The 16,280-nt window shown below is 46.5% G+C and carries 16 protein-coding genes; 10 read left to right on the forward strand and 6 right to left on the reverse strand.

Features of this window, described 5'->3' with window-relative positions:
• Positions 1-82 precede the first annotated feature (82 nt).
• From NCTC9997_RS07120 to katG, 3 genes are all read right to left on the reverse strand, one after another.
• Positions 83-364 carry a hypothetical protein gene (locus NCTC9997_RS07120; protein WP_064977694.1) on the reverse strand — a complete coding sequence of 94 codons (282 nt, stop codon included), beginning with the start codon at positions 362-364 and terminating at the stop codon, positions 83-85.
• A gap of 329 nt (positions 365-693) precedes the next feature.
• Positions 694-1,260 carry a beta/gamma crystallin-related protein gene (locus tag NCTC9997_RS07125; RefSeq protein WP_064977695.1) on the reverse strand — a complete coding sequence of 189 codons (567 nt, stop codon included), beginning with the start codon at positions 1,258-1,260 and terminating at the stop codon, positions 694-696.
• Positions 1,261-1,481: 221 nt separating this feature from the next.
• The gene (gene katG / locus NCTC9997_RS07130; RefSeq protein WP_064977696.1) at positions 1,482-3,659 is read right to left on the reverse strand and encodes a catalase/peroxidase HPI; all 2,178 of its coding nucleotides are present in this window, start codon (positions 3,657-3,659) and stop codon (positions 1,482-1,484) included.
• Positions 3,660-4,216: 557 nt separating this feature from the next.
• Between katG and NCTC9997_RS07135 the strand changes: the two genes are divergently transcribed.
• The 8 genes from NCTC9997_RS07135 to NCTC9997_RS07170 all read left to right on the forward strand — a co-directional run bounded on the left by NCTC9997_RS07135 (position 4,217) and on the right by NCTC9997_RS07170 (position 9,698).
• Complete coding sequence (locus NCTC9997_RS07135; RefSeq protein ID WP_064977697.1) at positions 4,217-4,732, forward strand: GNAT family N-acetyltransferase; 516 nt, start codon at positions 4,217-4,219, stop codon at positions 4,730-4,732.
• A 38-nt stretch (positions 4,733-4,770) separates the two neighbouring features.
• The gene (locus NCTC9997_RS07140; protein WP_064977698.1) at positions 4,771-5,217 is read left to right on the forward strand and encodes a GNAT family N-acetyltransferase; all 447 of its coding nucleotides are present in this window, start codon (positions 4,771-4,773) and stop codon (positions 5,215-5,217) included.
• An 83-nt stretch (positions 5,218-5,300) separates the two neighbouring features.
• Complete coding sequence (bla, locus tag NCTC9997_RS07145; RefSeq protein ID WP_064977699.1) at positions 5,301-6,200, forward strand: class A beta-lactamase; 900 nt, start codon at positions 5,301-5,303, stop codon at positions 6,198-6,200.
• Positions 6,201-6,300: 100 nt separating this feature from the next.
• Positions 6,301-6,786: a GNAT family N-acetyltransferase gene (locus NCTC9997_RS07150; RefSeq protein ID WP_081632858.1), complete on the forward strand. Its 486-nt coding sequence runs from the start codon at positions 6,301-6,303 to the stop codon at positions 6,784-6,786.
• Between the two features lie 116 nt (positions 6,787-6,902).
• A complete protein-coding gene (locus tag NCTC9997_RS07155) occupies positions 6,903-7,364 on the forward strand; it encodes a methyltransferase family protein (protein WP_064977700.1) in 462 nt (153 codons plus the stop codon).
• A gap of 446 nt (positions 7,365-7,810) precedes the next feature.
• On the forward strand, positions 7,811-8,254 hold the full coding sequence (locus tag NCTC9997_RS07160; protein WP_052181418.1) for a hypothetical protein: 444 nt from the start codon (positions 7,811-7,813) through the stop codon (positions 8,252-8,254).
• A gap of 317 nt (positions 8,255-8,571) precedes the next feature.
• Positions 8,572-8,811 (forward strand): hypothetical protein, encoded by a 240-nt coding sequence (locus NCTC9997_RS07165; protein WP_039044694.1) that lies wholly within the window; start codon positions 8,572-8,574, stop codon positions 8,809-8,811.
• A gap of 224 nt (positions 8,812-9,035) precedes the next feature.
• Positions 9,036-9,698 (forward strand): LysE family translocator, encoded by a 663-nt coding sequence (locus tag NCTC9997_RS07170; RefSeq protein WP_064977701.1) that lies wholly within the window; start codon positions 9,036-9,038, stop codon positions 9,696-9,698.
• 1,804 nt (positions 9,699-11,502) lie between these two features.
• On the opposite strand, the gene NCTC9997_RS07175 is transcribed toward NCTC9997_RS07170, so the two are convergent.
• Positions 11,503-12,057 (reverse strand): META domain-containing protein, encoded by a 555-nt coding sequence (locus tag NCTC9997_RS07175; RefSeq protein WP_064977702.1) that lies wholly within the window; start codon positions 12,055-12,057, stop codon positions 11,503-11,505.
• A 128-nt stretch (positions 12,058-12,185) separates the two neighbouring features.
• Between NCTC9997_RS07175 and NCTC9997_RS07180 the strand changes: the two genes are divergently transcribed.
• The gene (locus NCTC9997_RS07180; protein ID WP_064977703.1) at positions 12,186-12,884 is read left to right on the forward strand and encodes a hypothetical protein; all 699 of its coding nucleotides are present in this window, start codon (positions 12,186-12,188) and stop codon (positions 12,882-12,884) included.
• A gap of 184 nt (positions 12,885-13,068) precedes the next feature.
• On the opposite strand, the gene NCTC9997_RS07185 is transcribed toward NCTC9997_RS07180, so the two are convergent.
• Together NCTC9997_RS07185 and NCTC9997_RS07190 are read right to left on the reverse strand one after the other, a co-directional pair.
• Positions 13,069-13,662: a TetR family transcriptional regulator gene (locus NCTC9997_RS07185; protein ID WP_010863513.1), complete on the reverse strand. Its 594-nt coding sequence runs from the start codon at positions 13,660-13,662 to the stop codon at positions 13,069-13,071.
• A gap of 453 nt (positions 13,663-14,115) precedes the next feature.
• Positions 14,116-15,108, reverse strand: a complete 993-nt coding sequence (locus tag NCTC9997_RS07190) for a 2-hydroxyacid dehydrogenase (protein WP_010863514.1) — start codon at positions 15,106-15,108, stop codon at positions 14,116-14,118.
• Positions 15,109-15,702: 594 nt separating this feature from the next.
• Between NCTC9997_RS07190 and NCTC9997_RS07195 the strand changes: the two genes are divergently transcribed.
• Positions 15,703-16,215: a CBS domain-containing protein gene (locus tag NCTC9997_RS07195; RefSeq protein ID WP_197665258.1), complete on the forward strand. Its 513-nt coding sequence runs from the start codon at positions 15,703-15,705 to the stop codon at positions 16,213-16,215.
• Positions 16,216-16,280: the final 65 nt, after the last annotated feature.

Genomic DNA, 16,280 nt, shown 5'->3' on the forward strand with positions numbered 1-16,280 from the left:
AGGTGTCGCTGTCCGGTCATGCTGGGCAGCGCATTATCCTGGCTTTGTGAAGTGGCGTTGTGCTGTTAACCGGTAGTGAGCATTACGCAGTGATGCGGTTATTGCGTACTAAGGCGCGCCGTACGTTTTTACACATTTTTCCGAACTGATTGAGATCATCAAAGCTGGGTGCGATCCCCCGATCTAGCTGATGTTGCCAGTATTGCAATTCAGTATCGACCAAATCCATCAGCTTTTTCGGACATCCGACACAGGAGTTATCCGGCCCACAGGTAAAGGTATCTTGCTGATACAAAGGGAATTCGGCTTTTACCGCATCGATGATTTGTTGCATTGCGGTGATGCGATCAGGTTTGATAGACATACATACTCCCCAGTCATTCTCCCCATTAACAACACCAACATAAAATACGAAGGCTGTGCGTATATTTAGGTTGTTTATCTCTGAAAATAACTGTTTTCAGAAAACGGTTGGTTTGAGAGGCTGATCGGATTCAAACGAACACTCAAATTTAGCGGTGTATTGTATCGAACGATGCAAAATAGTCTATTTTCTGTGAGATTGGAGATATTGTCTCGGTCGGTTACTTAAGATTTGTATTGTGTGCTGGTTTATTTGTTTCGTGCGAAAGATAACGTTGAACGCGGGCGACACCTAACTAGTAACTTGAAAATGCGGCCCGCACTCTGAGATCAGCGCTTTAAAATGCGGATTGAGCGAATCTTATTATCAAAATCAATCGCTTCCTGATCACCGCCCTGACGGGTGTAGTAGCCACCGGTGTAGCTGATACCCTCATAGAAGCGGACCGTCCAGCCATCAGGAATACTGAAGGAAGAGAGCCGATCCGCGAAACCATGACGGGCAAGATCCGGCATATCACGGCTAATCGCCAATGATGCGCCGCGCTGGTGGCTGCCATCAAAAATCATCAACACGTTTTGTGCGTGGCCATCATCCTCGTCTAATGAGGTGGCTGTGCATACGGCATCTTTGGTTTTACAGAAAATACTGCCGTTACCTTGCCCTTGCTCACAGCGTTGGCTCACTTTGTGGCGAGCGCTGCGCTCTGAGCGGCCGGCATCAGCGTACACATCACTGAATGGGGTCAGGGTGCATACATAGATGCGTTCACGGTAGGCTGGGCGTGAGGTTGGCTCATACACCGGATCTAACCCGATATTTTGATTGATGATAATCGATGCATCGGCGCAGCCAGCTACGGCGAGGAGTAAAATCCCAGATAATTGCTTGACCATAAATGACCTTGTATTACAAATGGGGCGAGAGAATTGCATAAATAGAGACGAATGACCAGTGTTTGCTGCGTGATATGCGGCAAATTGTGGTGAAAAAGAAGTAGCGAAGAGGTGGAAAAATGCATTTAAAAGAGACAAAAATGCCGCGGTGTACAGGCCGTGATGTTGATGTCACTGGCCAGCACAACGCGGCGGGAGTGCCGATTTATTCGCTAAGAGTATTAAATATCAAAGCGATCGGCATTCATCACTTTGGTCCATGCGGCGACAAAGTCATGAACAAACTTCGGATGATTATCATCTTGCGCATACACTTCGGCGTAAGCCCGCAAAATGGAATTGGATCCAAATACCAAATCCACTCGGGTAGCGGTCCAGCGCACGGCACCGGTTACGCGGTCACAAATCTGATACAGATTTTCGCCTGCCGGTTTCCATGTGTAGCTCATATCGGTCAAGTTGACGAAGAAATCAGTCGACAAGACACCAACACGATCGGTGAATACGCCATGTGCCGAGCCTGCGTAGTTGGCTCCTAGTACCCGCATGCCGCCCATCAGTGCGGTCATTTCTGGCGCAGTCAGCCCCATCAGTTGCGTTCTGTCGAGCAGCAACTCTTCCGGCGTGACCACATAATTTTTCTTCAACCAGTTGCGATACCCATCAGCCAGTGGCTCTAGCACGTCAAAAGATTCTATGTCGGTCATCTCTTGTGTTGCATCACCGCGGCCTGGAGCAAACTGCACTGATACTGCCACTCCCGCTGCTTTCGCCGCTTCCTCAATGGCGGTGTTCCCAGCTAGCACAATCACATCGGCAATGCTTGCACCGGTTTTCGCAGCGATCGGTTCCAGCACCGCTAATACGCGCGCTAAGCGTTCAGGCTCGTTGCCTTGCCAATCTTTTTGTGGTGCTAAACGAATACGTGCGCCGTTGGCGCCGCCGCGTTTATCTGAATTACGGAAGGTACGGGCACTGTCCCATGCGGTAGTGACGCGATCACTGATAGACAGGCCGCTGGCTACAATGCGTGCTTTGACATCAGCCACATCGTAATCAGTGCGTCCAGCCGGCACCGGATCTTGCCACAGCAGGGTTTCTGCTGGCACATCGGGTCCGAAATAGCGGGATATTGGCCCCATGTCGCGGTGAGTCAGCTTGTACCACGCGCGGGCGAACACCTCAGAGAAGTAGGCTGGGTCTTTATAGAATCGCTCGGAGATCTTGCGGTATTCCGGATCCATCTTCATGGCCATATCGGCATCGGTCATGATGGGGTTGTAACGGATGCTTGGGTCTTCGACATCAACCGGCTTGTCTTCTTCTTTGATGTTGATTGGCTCCCATTGCCATGCGCCCGCCGGACTTTTGGCCAGCTGCCAGTCATAGTTGAGCAGCAACTCAAAGTAGCCGTTATCCCATTGGGTAGGGTGGGTAGTCCATGCGCCTTCCAGTCCACTGCTGACTGTATTTCGACCAATCCCTCGGCTGGTTTTATTCAGCCAACCGAAACCTTGATCTTCGATCTCAGCACCTTCTGGCGCGGGGCCTAAATCTTTGGCGGAGCCATTGCCGTGACATTTCCCTACGGTATGACCACCGGCAGTAAGCGCGACAGTTTCTTCGTCACTCATCGCCATACGTGCGAAGGTGACGCGCACATCATGGGCGGTTTTTAGTGGATCTGGCTGACCATCCACCCCTTCAGGGTTAACGTAAATCAGCCCCATCATCACCGCGGCGAGCGGGTTTTCCAGATCGCGTTCACCGGAGTAACGGCTGTTTTTGGCGGTGCTGGGGGCCAGCCACTCTTTTTCCGAACCCCAGTACACATCTTTTTCAGGATGCCAAATATCTTCGCGACCAAACGCAAAACCAAAGGTTTTCAGGCCCATTGATTCATAAGCCATGGTACCGGCGAGAACAATCAAATCAGCCCAGCTAATCTTATTGCCGTATTTTTTCTTGATTGGCCACAGCAGTCGACGGGCTTTATCCAAGTTGACGTTATCAGGCCATGAATTGATAGGAGCAAAACGTTGGTTACCGTGTCCTGCGCCGCCACGGCCATCGGCAGTACGGTAAGTGCCCGCAGAGTGCCATGCCATCCGAATCATTAAACCGCCGTAATGTCCCCAGTCCGCTGGCCACCACGGTTGGCTGTCGGTCATCAGCGCTTTAACATCATTTTTCAGAGCTTCCACATCCAGTTTTTTCAGGGCTTCGCGGTAGTTAAAGGCAGCGCCCATCGGGTCAGTTTTGCTGTCATGCTGGTGCAAGATATCTAGATTCAGGCTTTTAGGCCACCAATCTGCGTTGGTATTGGCTGAACCGGATGAGGTCAACGCACCATGCATGACCGGACATTTTCCGGAAGGGGTGCTGTGTTTATTTTCCATATGAGCTCCTGTTCATTTCCAGTATGAAACGCATTGCTGCCATGGTTAACATGCCAACACTCATCAACGCTAAGGGCCTCTGAGCCCTAGGTTTGAAGCGCATGTTCAGCCATAGCTGAAATCATTATGCAGAACATCAAAAAGCTTTCTTGCCTGCTTACTTAGCGCAGGCGCAAACAACGTTATGCTGATGTGCATGTACATAAAAACACTGCAAGTATAGGTAGAGAGTGGCCAGTTTGCTGACGACACTCCACCATTTAGATGGCGCTTTCACAAACATGCCGTCACCTCTGTGTAGCACAACCTCGAAACGCTAACACTGCTGTATGACCAAAAGTGTTATGCGGTGCAGCTTCTTTGGTTTTGCTATAAGTCGCGGCGTTTTAATCTGTTACAAGGCATGTTGTGCTGATTGAACTGTGGTTGTCGGAATCTGAATATGCGCGTAATTGATCACGAGAAAAGAGAATGGCTAAGCGCGGGATAGGATGCTGGAGTCAGCCACGTAATCCGCTTATAGTGCGTTTTTTAGGGATAGGACAGGGATATTCAAGATGCATATTGTTTGTGAAACCGCACGGTTGCGAGTGCGACATTTTACCGATGCCGATACCGCATTTATTCAACACTTGCTGAATGAGCCGGCATTTTTACAATATATTGGTGACAAACAGGTTCGGGATACGGCAAGTGCATTGAGCTATATTCAGCACGGGCCACAAGCGTCTTACGCGCAACACGGTTTTGGTTTGAATTTGGTTGAGCTTAAAGCCTGCGGTACCCCTGTGGGGATGTGTGGCCTGTTACAGCGTAACGAGTTGGATTTGCCCGATCTGGGTTATGCCTTCTTGTCGGCGCACTGGCGTCAGGGCTATGCAAAGGAAGCGGCGCTGGCCGTGTTAGACAATGCTCGTGAACAGCATGGCGTCCACCAAGTGTTAGGCATCACATTGCCAGACAATATTGCATCTAATCATCTGCTTACCGCCTTGGGGTTTGCGCCTCATGGCACCATCGCACTGTATGGCTCGGAAAATAATCTCTATCTGCGTACACTGCAGCCGCGCTAACACGCGCCCCGCATATAACATGATTAGGGACACGTGCAATGAAGATAGAAATCGGCACCTTAGATGATGTGCTGCAGGTCGATTCGGGGATCCCCGAATTTGATGGCCGGACAACGCGTGCACTGTTAGAAGAGCGTTTGGCTGGTAAGTCGACGTTGATCTTAATTGCGCGAGCAGAAGGAAGAGCGGTTGCCTACAAACTGGGCTATGCGATTTCTGAGTGCGAGTTTTACAGTTGGCTAGGCGGTGTATTGCCAGAATATCGCCGCAAGGGCATCGCCAGTGAGCTGCGTCAAGAGCAAGAAGCGTGGGCGCGCGAGCAGGGGTATCACTGCGTGAAGGTGAAATCGATGAATCGTTATCCGGCGATGCTGCAGTTGCTGATTGCCAGCGGCTACCACATTGTCGGCTACGAAGAAAATGCGTTAGTGCCAGAATGTGGGGAAGGAAAAATCCTGTTTCAGCGCATGCTGCAAGCATGTTGAGTGCTGTTATAGTTTATTGAGTTACTCTAAATTTAATTTAAATAAATCAACATAATACATAAATTTACACACGGAATTTGTTCATGAAAGTATTGGGTCGGACTTTTTTTCGCGCCGCTGCGGTAGTGATTTCTTGCTGGTCATTCGCGGGTTTAGCGCAGAGTTCCTTGGTTAAGGCGCAGGATACTGCGGCGTTATCCGCGCAAGTGAAATCGGTGGAGCAGACATTAGGGGCACGTGTGGGGGTATCTGTATTTATCCCCAGTCAAGGCGTGGTGTGGAATTACCACGGCGATCAGCGTTTCCCGATGATGAGTACGTTTAAAACGTTGGCTTGCGCTAAAATGCTGACGGATGTTGATGCGGGTAAATTGGCATTGAAAGATACCGTTAAGGTTCGCAGTGAAGATCTCATGGAGTATTCACCGGTATTGCGTCCACTGGCAGGTACGGATATCACCTTACAAGCGGCGTGTCAGGCAACCATGGAAACCAGTGATAATACCGCCGCTAATTTGGTGCTTGAAAAAATCGGTGGTCCTGCTGCGCTAACAGCATACTTGCAGTCAATCGGTGACAACGTCACAAGATTGGATCGCAATGAGCCAACACTCAATGAAGCGGCCAAAAACGATCCGCGAGATACCACCACGCCGAATGCGATTAACCACACCTTGAACACATTGGTGCTCGGCGAGACCTTATCTAGCACTTCACGTCAGCAGCTGAAAACGTGGATGCAAGATAATAAAGTGGCGGATGGATTGTTGCGCTCCGTGCTGCCTCAAGGCGTTCAGATAGCCGATCGCTCTGGTGCGGGTGGTTTTGGCTCCCGTGGGATCACCGCGTTGGTTTGGTCTGCGCAACAAGAGCCGATGTTTGTCTCTATCTACCTGACGCAAACCGAAGCGACCTTTGATGAGCGTAATGCCGCGATTGTAACTATCGGCAAAAGCATATTTGATACATTTTTGACCCGCTAAACGGTATTATTACCGCAATAACGAAGGCAGCCAGCATGGCTGCCTTTTTGTCTGTATTTTGTACTGCATGCCGCTTATATAAAACGAACGCGTTGAGTTTATGATGAAAATTGAATGCCTGAGTGCACATCCACACCTGATTGACCATATTGCCCGCTGGCATTTCGATGAATGGCATTCGCTATACCCGGATCGCACCCTTGATGATTTTGCCGCTGACCTGCGCGAATCTCTGGGGGAGCACGCGGTACCGTCAACGTGGCTGATTTTCCATCAAGGTGAACTCTCGGGCACTGCGGCGGTGCTGCAACACGATATGGAAACCAACCGCGAACTCACACCTTGGCTGGCGAATGTCTATATTAAGCAAGATAAACGTGGGTTAGGACTGGGGCGTAAGGTGGTGCATCATGTGATGAGTGCGCACGGTAAACAGAGTGATGAGCCGCTGTTTTTGTTCACAGAAGATCAGCAAGCGTTTTATCAAAGTATGGGCTGGCAAGAAATCAAACAAGAATGCTACGCAAACAAACCGGTGTCCGTGATGCAGTTTATACCCGCATCTCGTACCGATATTGTGGCGTAACCCAATAGGTATTTACGTGACACTGTCACTTTCATGCGATTGTCTCAAACCATCACGCTCAATCACAGAAAACAGGTTTTCGGCGCCATAGTCTGGGAAAAGGGGGAACAGCAAGCATGCCAAATTTAGATAATCGTATCCCGCCACCACTGATTGCAGCGAGTGCCGCCTTGCTGATCGGGTTACTGTCATTTTTACCCGGGCATTTTCCGTTGCCGCATGGCCTACGTATCGCGCTTATGATTGCGCTGTTCGCTATGGGCATATTACTGGGAATTGGCGGTGTGATAGCGTTTAAGCGTGCACAGACCACGGTAAATCCACTCAAACCGGAAACGGCATCTGCCTTGGTGGTTGGCGGCGTGTACCAATATTCTCGCAACCCAATGTATACCGGTTTAGCCCTCTGGCTGGTGGCCTGGGCATTGTATCTGGATTCAGTCATCGCGTTAGCTGGGGTAGCCGTATTTGTTAGCTACATGACCCGTTTTCAGATTAAGCCAGAAGAGCGGGCGATGCAGGCTTTGTTTGGCACGCAATTTGAGTTGTATAAAGCACGAGTTAGGCGTTGGTTATAAGCGCCTTATCAGTCTACTGTGTGGCATACGTTGACATGTGTTAGATAAACAGCCCCCATAATAAACTTTCACACGAGTAAAGGCAGTGCATGTAGCGCTGCCTTTATTCTTTGTGCCTACAGCGCTACCTCTGATGGGGTAGATTCAGCTTTATTAGTCTACGAAATGACTAACTGTCTGCTTATCAAGATTAATTTTTCAGCACTCACACAACATAATGCGTTTTTTTTAAGGATCGGGGATTAATCTCACATCCTGATACTGGTTTTTGCTTTCAGGGTTTGATATACCGAAATCAGAGGCAACACGGAGCATGACAGAGCGGAGGTATTGCGCATAAAACTGGGGAGATGCAAGAGGGCAACGTTCTCTTGGTTCCGACATCTCTAATGCAACTGTGGGTATGCGGGCTTCCGACATACCGGGCTATCCGTAAGGAGGGCATAATGCTGGTAAGTAAACACGGGATTGGTGGCGTCGGCATGCATGATGATGGATGTGACTACACCGCAGTAATCTTAGATCGGCAAAATGCCGCAGCGAGAGCCAGAACGCGGACGGGGTTTCGTCCCGCAGTAAAACCGGTAAAAGTCTCTGATATTTCTGTACCTGAAATCGCACAGGTTTTTTTGGGTGACAGAATGACCTTTTCAAGAGGTATTCTTGAAGGTATCTATCACCTACAAATGCTAGGGTATTCCGCTGAAACGATAGCGGAGCGAACGGGGATTGGATTGATCACCGTGAAAGATATCCTACGTCGAAAAACAAACTCTCACCGTGCGGCGTTCAGTGCTGCTTCTGTAAAGCCGTTGTCTAGCGAACGGGCAATTTTTGATTTGATCCGTATAGCTGATGAGAGAGATAGGCAAGAGCGTCGAGTCAGTTAATACGTCACTCTTGTTTTCAGCTACGGTGGTTTTGCGCCTCCGTAGTTGATACTAAATGTTTCAATTCGTATCCATTTATTTACTCATCGTTTGCTAACTGGCGTTATCTCGCAAAAAATAATTGTCTTTATACTTAGTTTATTCGTTGTGTAATAATTGAAAGGTTGTTTTGTTTTATCTCGCTCTATCTCTTTTCTATATGGAAAAGGTGTTTTATAAATGAGCTGGTATAAAAATAATAATTAGGCATCATGTTGTATATTGAATAGAAGATATGCGTTATGAGTGGACACTCTTGGGTATGTATCAGGTGTAAAATGCCAGCCATCCATGGAACAGGATTACAAAAACTACGTAAAAACCTTCTCACGTTTAGAGGCATTTTTGCGCTCATAACGTTTGTTCTTGCCGTGTTTTTCTTTGTTCTTCTCGTATTACAATTACGAAAAGATGAGGCCATGGATTATGAAGCGCTGACGTATTGCTGGGATCTGGGTATTTCAGCTGCGTTTATGGCATTGCTTAGCATTATTGCAATAACCAAAGCGGTTTTTTGATTGCTTAATCATTGTGACTGGCAACAGGCTTACTAAGATGTTCAACGGAGGATAAATGCCGTTTAGCATGTTGGTGAGCCTGTTTGCGTTTGATACGGAATAATCAAGAACGTAGGCATAAAGCGGTTATGAGTTGATTTTATTGGTGACCAGATGATTGCTATGTCACTGATTGGAAAGTAAATAATAGCTAGGTAAACTTAGGATAACAAGGAAGATTGGCAATGGGGGATGTAACCGTACTGTGGCATGTCGCTGTGATTTGGGGATTAGCTGTACTGACTCCTGGTGCGAATGTGCTGTTAACCTTGAATACTGCGTTGACGCAAGGTCGTCACAGTGCGTCTTGGGCTGCATTGGGCGTAACTAGCGCGGTATTTATCTGGGCTCTCTTAGGTGTGTCTGGTCTGCTTTTGCTCTTCAAAACATTCCCTTGGTTGCTCTACCTGGTGCAAGGTGTGGGTGGATTATATTTACTCTATTTAGGTTATAACAAGTTGTACAAGGTCGTGTATGAAATAATTAAACGACGCGCAGTAAAAATAGATCCAGTGCCACTGACAACAAGCATAACACCTGTGTATTCGGTTGCGCCATCAACGAAATCAATGTTTAAAACAGCGATGGTAACCAGTCTTATTAATCCTAAAACAGGTCTTTTTGTCCTCAGTCTTTTTTCTGTTACGCTTCCTGATGTATTTCCTGCCACGCTGGCATCACTGGTTGTGATCATTATGTGTTGCATTACACTTATGTGGCATATGACGTTGGCGGTGGTGTTTTCTAAATCCACGGCCAAAAATGTATATCACAAAGCATTTATTCCCATTGAACTTTGCTGTGGTGGATTGTTCACTTACTTTGGATTAAGAATATTATTAGGTTAAATCACTCATCTTGCCGTTGTAGCCCTAATCTTGTTCTTGAACTGGCCGTCTTGTTTAAATGTATAGCGAGCCGGGGATTTGCAGGATAATCTAACGAGTTGTGATTTATCTCATCCTTCGACGACTTCTCCCTTCGGATATCACTTTTTGACTGGCAAGTTCACCAACCTTAACTAAACTCAATAGTGGGTATTGAAAGATAATACCTTTATTCGGATTACCTATAGAGACTTATAGATGAAAGGCATCTGTTTTTGAAAGAAAAATCAAAGACATCTGCTGCAACATAGAAAAGCAACGCGTAAAATCGAAAGCGTAAGACATGTAATCAGATGGTAATTAAAGGTAACCGGCCTGTATACCCTGTTTGATGAATGGTGGTAATGTGACTCTAGGGCATGTTATCCCAGTTGGGAGCAAACACTTCTGGTATCTGAACGCTGAAATGCAGTTTGGTTTGAAGTGATCTCGCTGGAAGCAAATGATGACAGTCCACTTTTGAATGGTATGTGTGATGATACATGTCACGGAATACTGAACACCGCGGTTGTGGTGTCAGCGTCCGGAAACGTGTAACCAAGCAAAGGAAAGGAGGCGTTATCAGGGATTATAGGTAAATCATTCAAACCAATCCTCAAAGAGGTGGCAGGATGCTGATTCCATTATCGTTAAGTGTTGTCGTGTTACTGGCTGTGGTAGGTTTGTTTATGATGAACCGAAAATCCACGAGCAATGGTCAAATGGGTAGCTTCTATGGTGCGTCCAAAACACCATCAGGCTGGGATCAGGAAACTGATTGAAAACGGTAATTTGATATACTAATGTTTGATTAGTGAATCAACGCGATGCGGTCATAAGGAGGGTGACAAAAGGAAGCATAACTCGCGTATCCTTGCTAGCAACAGCAGGAAAATCCTAGCCTAGCGGCAAGTGACAAGAAGCAACAGCAAGATGCAGGAAAGCTAAGCAAGAAACGCAAGCTAGATATGGTAAACAGCGTAAATATGCTCAGGAAAGTAGAGTAAGCAGGAAGTAAAGTCAGTAGTACGTATCAGTGATAAGTAAACGTTATACTGTAATGCGTTACCGGCCATGTAAGGCTTCACGTGAAGATGGCCATCAGGTAAGTGCATGGGGTAATTGACCGGACAGTCAAACAGTAAAATGCAAAGTACCAATACAGCGAGTCTGTAGCTAATACACCTTGTTATAAGGGTATAACTCAAGTGATAGCACATGAATCAACATGCTGTTGTATCGCAAACGAGTGAGCAAAAACTGTAACGTTAAACGTAAAGATACAAATCGGTCAAAACTGACGTTAAATGAGATAAAGCAAAGCAACAAGGTAAAAGTTAGTAAAGCTAAATCGAAACGAAACGCAATGAAAATCAAACACGTAAGGCCTGATTTACGAGCTAGCAATTAGCTAACGGAATCAGTGAAGTCCGGCAGTTACAGATGTTAAACGTAAAACAATCTGGCTGAAGGGGCCAAACGAGTCTGGAGATAGGTTGGGCGTGTTATTGTTGTAGTGATACGGCAATGAGACGAGATGAGAATAGCGACATAATCCGTTGTTAAGTTGAGGTTTTGTGGTACGAGTAATAACCGGTGAAGTCCTTGGTGGTGGAAAACATTGCTGATGACTTTAGTGATTAACGTAAACATCGATAGTATGTACACCTAAAACCGGAATCGCTGATAGAGGATTCCGGTTTTTTATTGGCTATGCTTTGTGAACTGACTTTGTGAGCGAGCAGTGTGAACGGTTGCTTCTCAGCTGCTTTTCTCTGTGGCGCTGTTAATACACCCAGTCTTTCAACTTAAATTGCATCGTATGTTGCCCATCCGTCAGATGAAGAATCTGGTTTTGCCATGTCAGCGTTGCCCCTTGCTGTAGCATCTGGGTAAACATTGCGTCAAATTTCTCCCATTCGGGATTCGCACAATTTTGTTGCGTTAGCGGGCGAAGGTCACTGACGATCCGTTGTCCATCAATGAGGTAAGTGCCTTGTAGCTCATGACAAAAGGTCGCTCCCAGTTGGCTATTCTCATAAAAATCGATGCCGGGATACATAGTGTTGCCTTGTTGAACCGGAGTCTGGTCAACCTGAGTCAACACAAAATGACGATGCGCTAGCATTTGTGGCGTGATCAATGACTCTGACGCAGAGGATGTTGCTATTGCGTTTGCTGATGTGGCGGCGGTGTTGGTGCATGCGGTCAGTGTTAACAAGGGGAGGAGTAGCAGCAGTTTGTTCATAAGGTCGGCCAGCGATTTAATTTGCTTAGTAAAATAATCAGTTCCAGAGTGTTGGCTCTCTGTAATCTTGATGCGACATAATATGAAAATCATACCTTAAATCTGCAAGCGAAATAGCACTATTCTGACTTGGCTGCGCTTTAATGATAAATCCTTTTGTGATGGGCTAAGGCCAAATTATAATCTCTCTTTTCTTGTGGATGCGGTGAGATCTCGTTCATATGCTGAATGTGTTGGATTTTGTGTTTCCAGTATTACTGGGCATTGCGGTGATGGTCAATGTGATCATGGCGGTGGTTCTGTGGAAGGGGCAAATCTGTCCGGGGCAGCGTCGTCGCTTGATTAAGCAGGGGCGTGGGTTGACGGTTTTATGGTTGTCAACGTTGGCTGCGGGTGCCGTTTCTCTAGAAAATTCAGTATTGGTATTTTTGGTTGCTGTAGCGGGGATTGCGTATGAATTTTCTCGCCACCAGCCAGTGCGAGCACGAAATGCATTGTTTGCTTCAGCGATAGTCGGCGTGTTTGCATTTATAGCTGCGCTGTTTGTGCTGCCGGCGAAAGCGGTGATGGTGGTCAGTTTGCTGACATCTGGCGCTGCAGTAACACATACGTTGATGGTTTCTGCACGTTGTCGATTACAAGCATTTTACCGTCTATTACCTGCGACGGGGTTATTGGGTATTTTAGCCGCATGTGCTGAAGCAGTGCGATCCGCACTTAATGTAAATCTTATCAATGCCGTTTCTGCACAATATGCAACCGCAGGGGCATTGCTGATGCTGGCTGTTGCATTTGTCATTTGGATTTGGCCTGAGTTTAGTAAAGAGAAGCCTGGATTGGGTCGAATGGCGGTTGTAAGCACTATTTGTGTGATAAGTAACTTGTTTAATGGTGCGATTAATATTGGATATTGGATTTAACTTACTTTGATTGCTTATTGCATGAATGTAATGCGGATATCGGTTTTGAGATAAGACGAGCCATAATCTCACAGATTAATTGTAGTATTAATGCGGTGAAACTATTTAATAGAGTTAGCGCTGATGTATTGACCGCTGGGGCAATATAAAGGGTAGGGTAACAGGCCGATCCTTGGCCAGTGGTTTACTTACTTTTTAATCCAAACAGCAGATAAAGCATATTACGTAATTCAGCAAAATAATCATCTAACTGCGCTGTGCTGTCTCGTGAGCAATCACGCAGTACAGCCGTTACAATCAGTGGGATCATTCTACGGATAGTGGGTAAGCGGCTCTCATCAAAATGAGGGTTTAAATGAATAATCAAATTACCCCAAACATCAGATAACCATTCATTTTCCAGCTCATACAGGTTATGCAGCTCTGGTGTAATCGCTACAGAAGACCATACAGCCTGATAGCCGGGTTCTTTACTCAGAAAATGGATATGTACGTTCAGTAGAGCGTTAATCAGCTCTTCGCCATCCAATCGTTGATCTCTGACCTGACGGAATTGCTCGCGGAGCTTTTCCAGATGGCTTAGAGCCAGTGCATGAATGACTGAGGTTTTATTAGGGAAGTATCGGTACAGTGAAGTCCGAGTAATACCCGCATGATTAGCGATATCACCAGGGTTAACCGCATCAATACCTTTCTGGTCGAATAGTTCTGCTGCAGCATCCAAGATGCGTTGAACGCGCTCCCGGCTACGGCGTTGTAGTGGTTGTTGTCGCTGCACGACGTGATTCCTCATGTGTTGTGATTTTATCGGTGACCACTGTTCGAACTTGTTTTATCACAATTGGTGTTGTTTTATTTATAAAGCTAGAAGCGAAAGCTTGAGTTCGTCAAATAGCATTTGAATAAATCGTTCAATGTATTTTTGTCGGGTTTCCGACAGCATTGATATCAATTTCCATTCATAAAAGTAACGGTATTCGACGAATTGACATGTTTTGCCTATATTCTGCGCAAAAGAAGGCATAACTTAGCAGAAAATCAGAAACAAACAAGCGGGAGTATAGTGTCGTATCTCACGGATATTTCAGCGTTATTTTTAAGACAGTGTGTTTTAAAATTAATTAACTTAATGAAATATCTTTAGTTCTTTGAGGAGGGCTTGGGGAAAATAGGACAGGAGGTATACAACCCCCTGTCGATAATTTTTTTTGGTCAGAGCTCGGATGTCGGATTATATTTCGACTTTATTTACACAGTGTTTTGTTTTAACGAACTCTGCGATATTGCTCAGTGTGGTTTCGGCGATATTGGTCAGCGCTTCTTCGGTCAAGAACGCTTGGTGACCGGTGAACAGTACGTTGTGGCATGCCGACAGACGACGGAACACGTCATCCTTGATCACGTCATTGGATTTGTCTTCGAAGAACAGATCGCGTTCATTTTCATACACATCCAGACCCAGAGAGCCAATCTGCTCTTGCTTCAAGGCTTCGATAGCATCTTGAGAGTTCAGCAGAGCACCACGACTGGTGTTGATGATCATCACGCCTTTCTTCATCTTGGCAAACGCATCAGCATTCAGCAGGTGGCGATTTTCCGGTGTCAGCGGGCAGTGCAGTGAAATCACATCTGACTGGGCAAACAGGGTATCAAGATCCACATATTTACCACCGAGTTTAGCCACTTCAGGGTTTTCGTACGGATCAAAGGCCAGCAGATTCATGCCAAATCCTTTCAGGATACGCATGGTGGCAATACCGATTTTACCGGTACCGATGATCCCCGCGGTTTTACCGTGCATATTAAAACCGGTCAGGCCTTCCAGTGAGAAGTTGGCATCACGGGTGCGCTGGTAAGCGCGGTGAATCCGGCGATTCAGGGTCAGCATCATACCGACTGCATGTTCTGCGACGGCTTCCGGGGAGTAAGCAGGCACACGCACGACGGTGATACCGTACTCTTTGGCAGCTTCCAAATCGACGTTATTAAATCCGGCACAGCGCAGAGCAATCAGTTTGATCCCCTGTTGAGCAAGTACCTGAATAGCTTCACGATCGGCGGTATCGTTCACGAAGATACAGACAACGTCAGCGCCTTCGGCCATCCGCGCGGTTTTTGCATCAAATTTAAAGTCGAAAAATTCGAGATTAAAGCCAAAATCCTGATTTACCAGGCTGAAAAACTTACGATCGTATTGTTTGGTACTGAATACAGCGATATTCATGGTCACATTCTCCGCAACTCAAGCTGTAATTAAATTACAGAAATAATTGATGCAAATCAAATAACGTGCCAGGTTGCACTGTAAGTAGACGTTAACAAAGGTGTACAGCTCTAATTTATGTTATTTATTTTCATGAATTGGCGAGAAAACCCGCAGCTACAGAACCCACAGCGGTGTTGGCTGCGTTCATTCACCCCAATCACGTAGTTTGCCTATGCTCATGGGGATTCACTCACTGGCCGCCCACCTGCAACTTAACGTTGTTTGGGTATATCTACTCTCGTCACTTAATGTTTCTACACATCATGTTTCTACACACGGCTCGCCATACTTTCCAATCAATGCTGAACTTCAATCTCTATCGGTAACCTCGGCACGAGTCCCGTTTAAGTATGGATGATGCCAGATACACGGTGAGTGGTGCGTCTGTGAAATTCTTTGCCTAGGTCATCGGGTTCACACTTTACGGACTATACACTGGCTTTATGGACTCTTGAGTCTCGCTACTGTTGAGAGTGTCGTGGTCGCATTTTGCTGCGTGCTGACGGCGCGTTGCGGCTCAAATCACCGACAATGTTCAAATAAGCTGGGCTGGTGACTTTGTTATCTGCTGAACCTTGTCTATCTTTAGAAGAAAATACCGAACATTATTCTTTGCTGCCGTGTTTTCTTTCGCTAGAAGAGGGGATTGCCATGGAGTCCATTAAAGTTGCTGATTATATGCATCGCAAGATCGTGACACTGTCACCCAAAATGACGCTGACGGGTGCGCTAAAGGTTCTGCTGGATAATCAGCTGACTGGCGCTCCGGTGGTTGATGCGCACGGTATGTTGGCCGGATTTATCTCCGAACAAGACATGATCAAACGCTTGCTCAGTGCGTCGTACCATAACAGTGAGTTTTCCTATGTGTCTGATTTGATGCGAACCGAAGTCCTGACGGTTGCTCCTGATGACTCTGTGGTGGAGATTGCACAGATGATGGCGCAACAAAAACCGAAGATTTATCCGGTTTGTCTGGATGGTCGTGTGGTGGGCATTATAGATCGCCATGACATTATGCGCGCTATATATAACCATCTTTCCAAGAATCACAATGTCATATAACTGAGTTGGTTTATGGCGGTAGTGATATTGACTGTTCATTGCGCACAAGTTCGGAGTTTTCCATT

Origin of the sequence: Plesiomonas shigelloides, assembly GCF_900087055.1 — a bacterium.
Lineage (GTDB): Bacteria > Pseudomonadota > Gammaproteobacteria > Enterobacterales > CAMTGL01 > Plesiomonas > Plesiomonas shigelloides.

Coding starts and splice junctions, on each gene's coding strand:
- NCTC9997_RS07170 (WP_064977701.1), top strand. CDS start 9,036: ATGGGGGATGTAACCGTACTGTGGCATGTCGCTGTGATTTGGGGATTA.
- NCTC9997_RS07155 (WP_064977700.1), top strand. CDS start 6,903: ATGCCAAATTTAGATAATCGTATCCCGCCACCACTGATTGCAGCGAGT.
- NCTC9997_RS07150 (WP_081632858.1), top strand. CDS start 6,301: ATGATGAAAATTGAATGCCTGAGTGCACATCCACACCTGATTGACCAT.
- NCTC9997_RS07125 (WP_064977695.1), bottom strand. CDS start 1,260: ATGGTCAAGCAATTATCTGGGATTTTACTCCTCGCCGTAGCTGGCTGC.
- NCTC9997_RS07180 (WP_064977703.1), top strand. CDS start 12,186: ATGCTGAATGTGTTGGATTTTGTGTTTCCAGTATTACTGGGCATTGCG.
- katG (WP_064977696.1), bottom strand. CDS start 3,659: ATGGAAAATAAACACAGCACCCCTTCCGGAAAATGTCCGGTCATGCAT.
- NCTC9997_RS07190 (WP_010863514.1), bottom strand. CDS start 15,108: ATGAATATCGCTGTATTCAGTACCAAACAATACGATCGTAAGTTTTTC.
- NCTC9997_RS07135 (WP_064977697.1), top strand. CDS start 4,217: ATGCATATTGTTTGTGAAACCGCACGGTTGCGAGTGCGACATTTTACC.
- NCTC9997_RS07140 (WP_064977698.1), top strand. CDS start 4,771: ATGAAGATAGAAATCGGCACCTTAGATGATGTGCTGCAGGTCGATTCG.
- NCTC9997_RS07175 (WP_064977702.1), bottom strand. CDS start 12,057: ATGATTTTCATATTATGTCGCATCAAGATTACAGAGAGCCAACACTCT.
- NCTC9997_RS07165 (WP_039044694.1), top strand. CDS start 8,572: ATGCCAGCCATCCATGGAACAGGATTACAAAAACTACGTAAAAACCTT.
- NCTC9997_RS07160 (WP_052181418.1), top strand. CDS start 7,811: ATGCTGGTAAGTAAACACGGGATTGGTGGCGTCGGCATGCATGATGAT.
- bla (WP_064977699.1), top strand. CDS start 5,301: ATGAAAGTATTGGGTCGGACTTTTTTTCGCGCCGCTGCGGTAGTGATT.
- NCTC9997_RS07120 (WP_064977694.1), bottom strand. CDS start 364: ATGTCTATCAAACCTGATCGCATCACCGCAATGCAACAAATCATCGAT.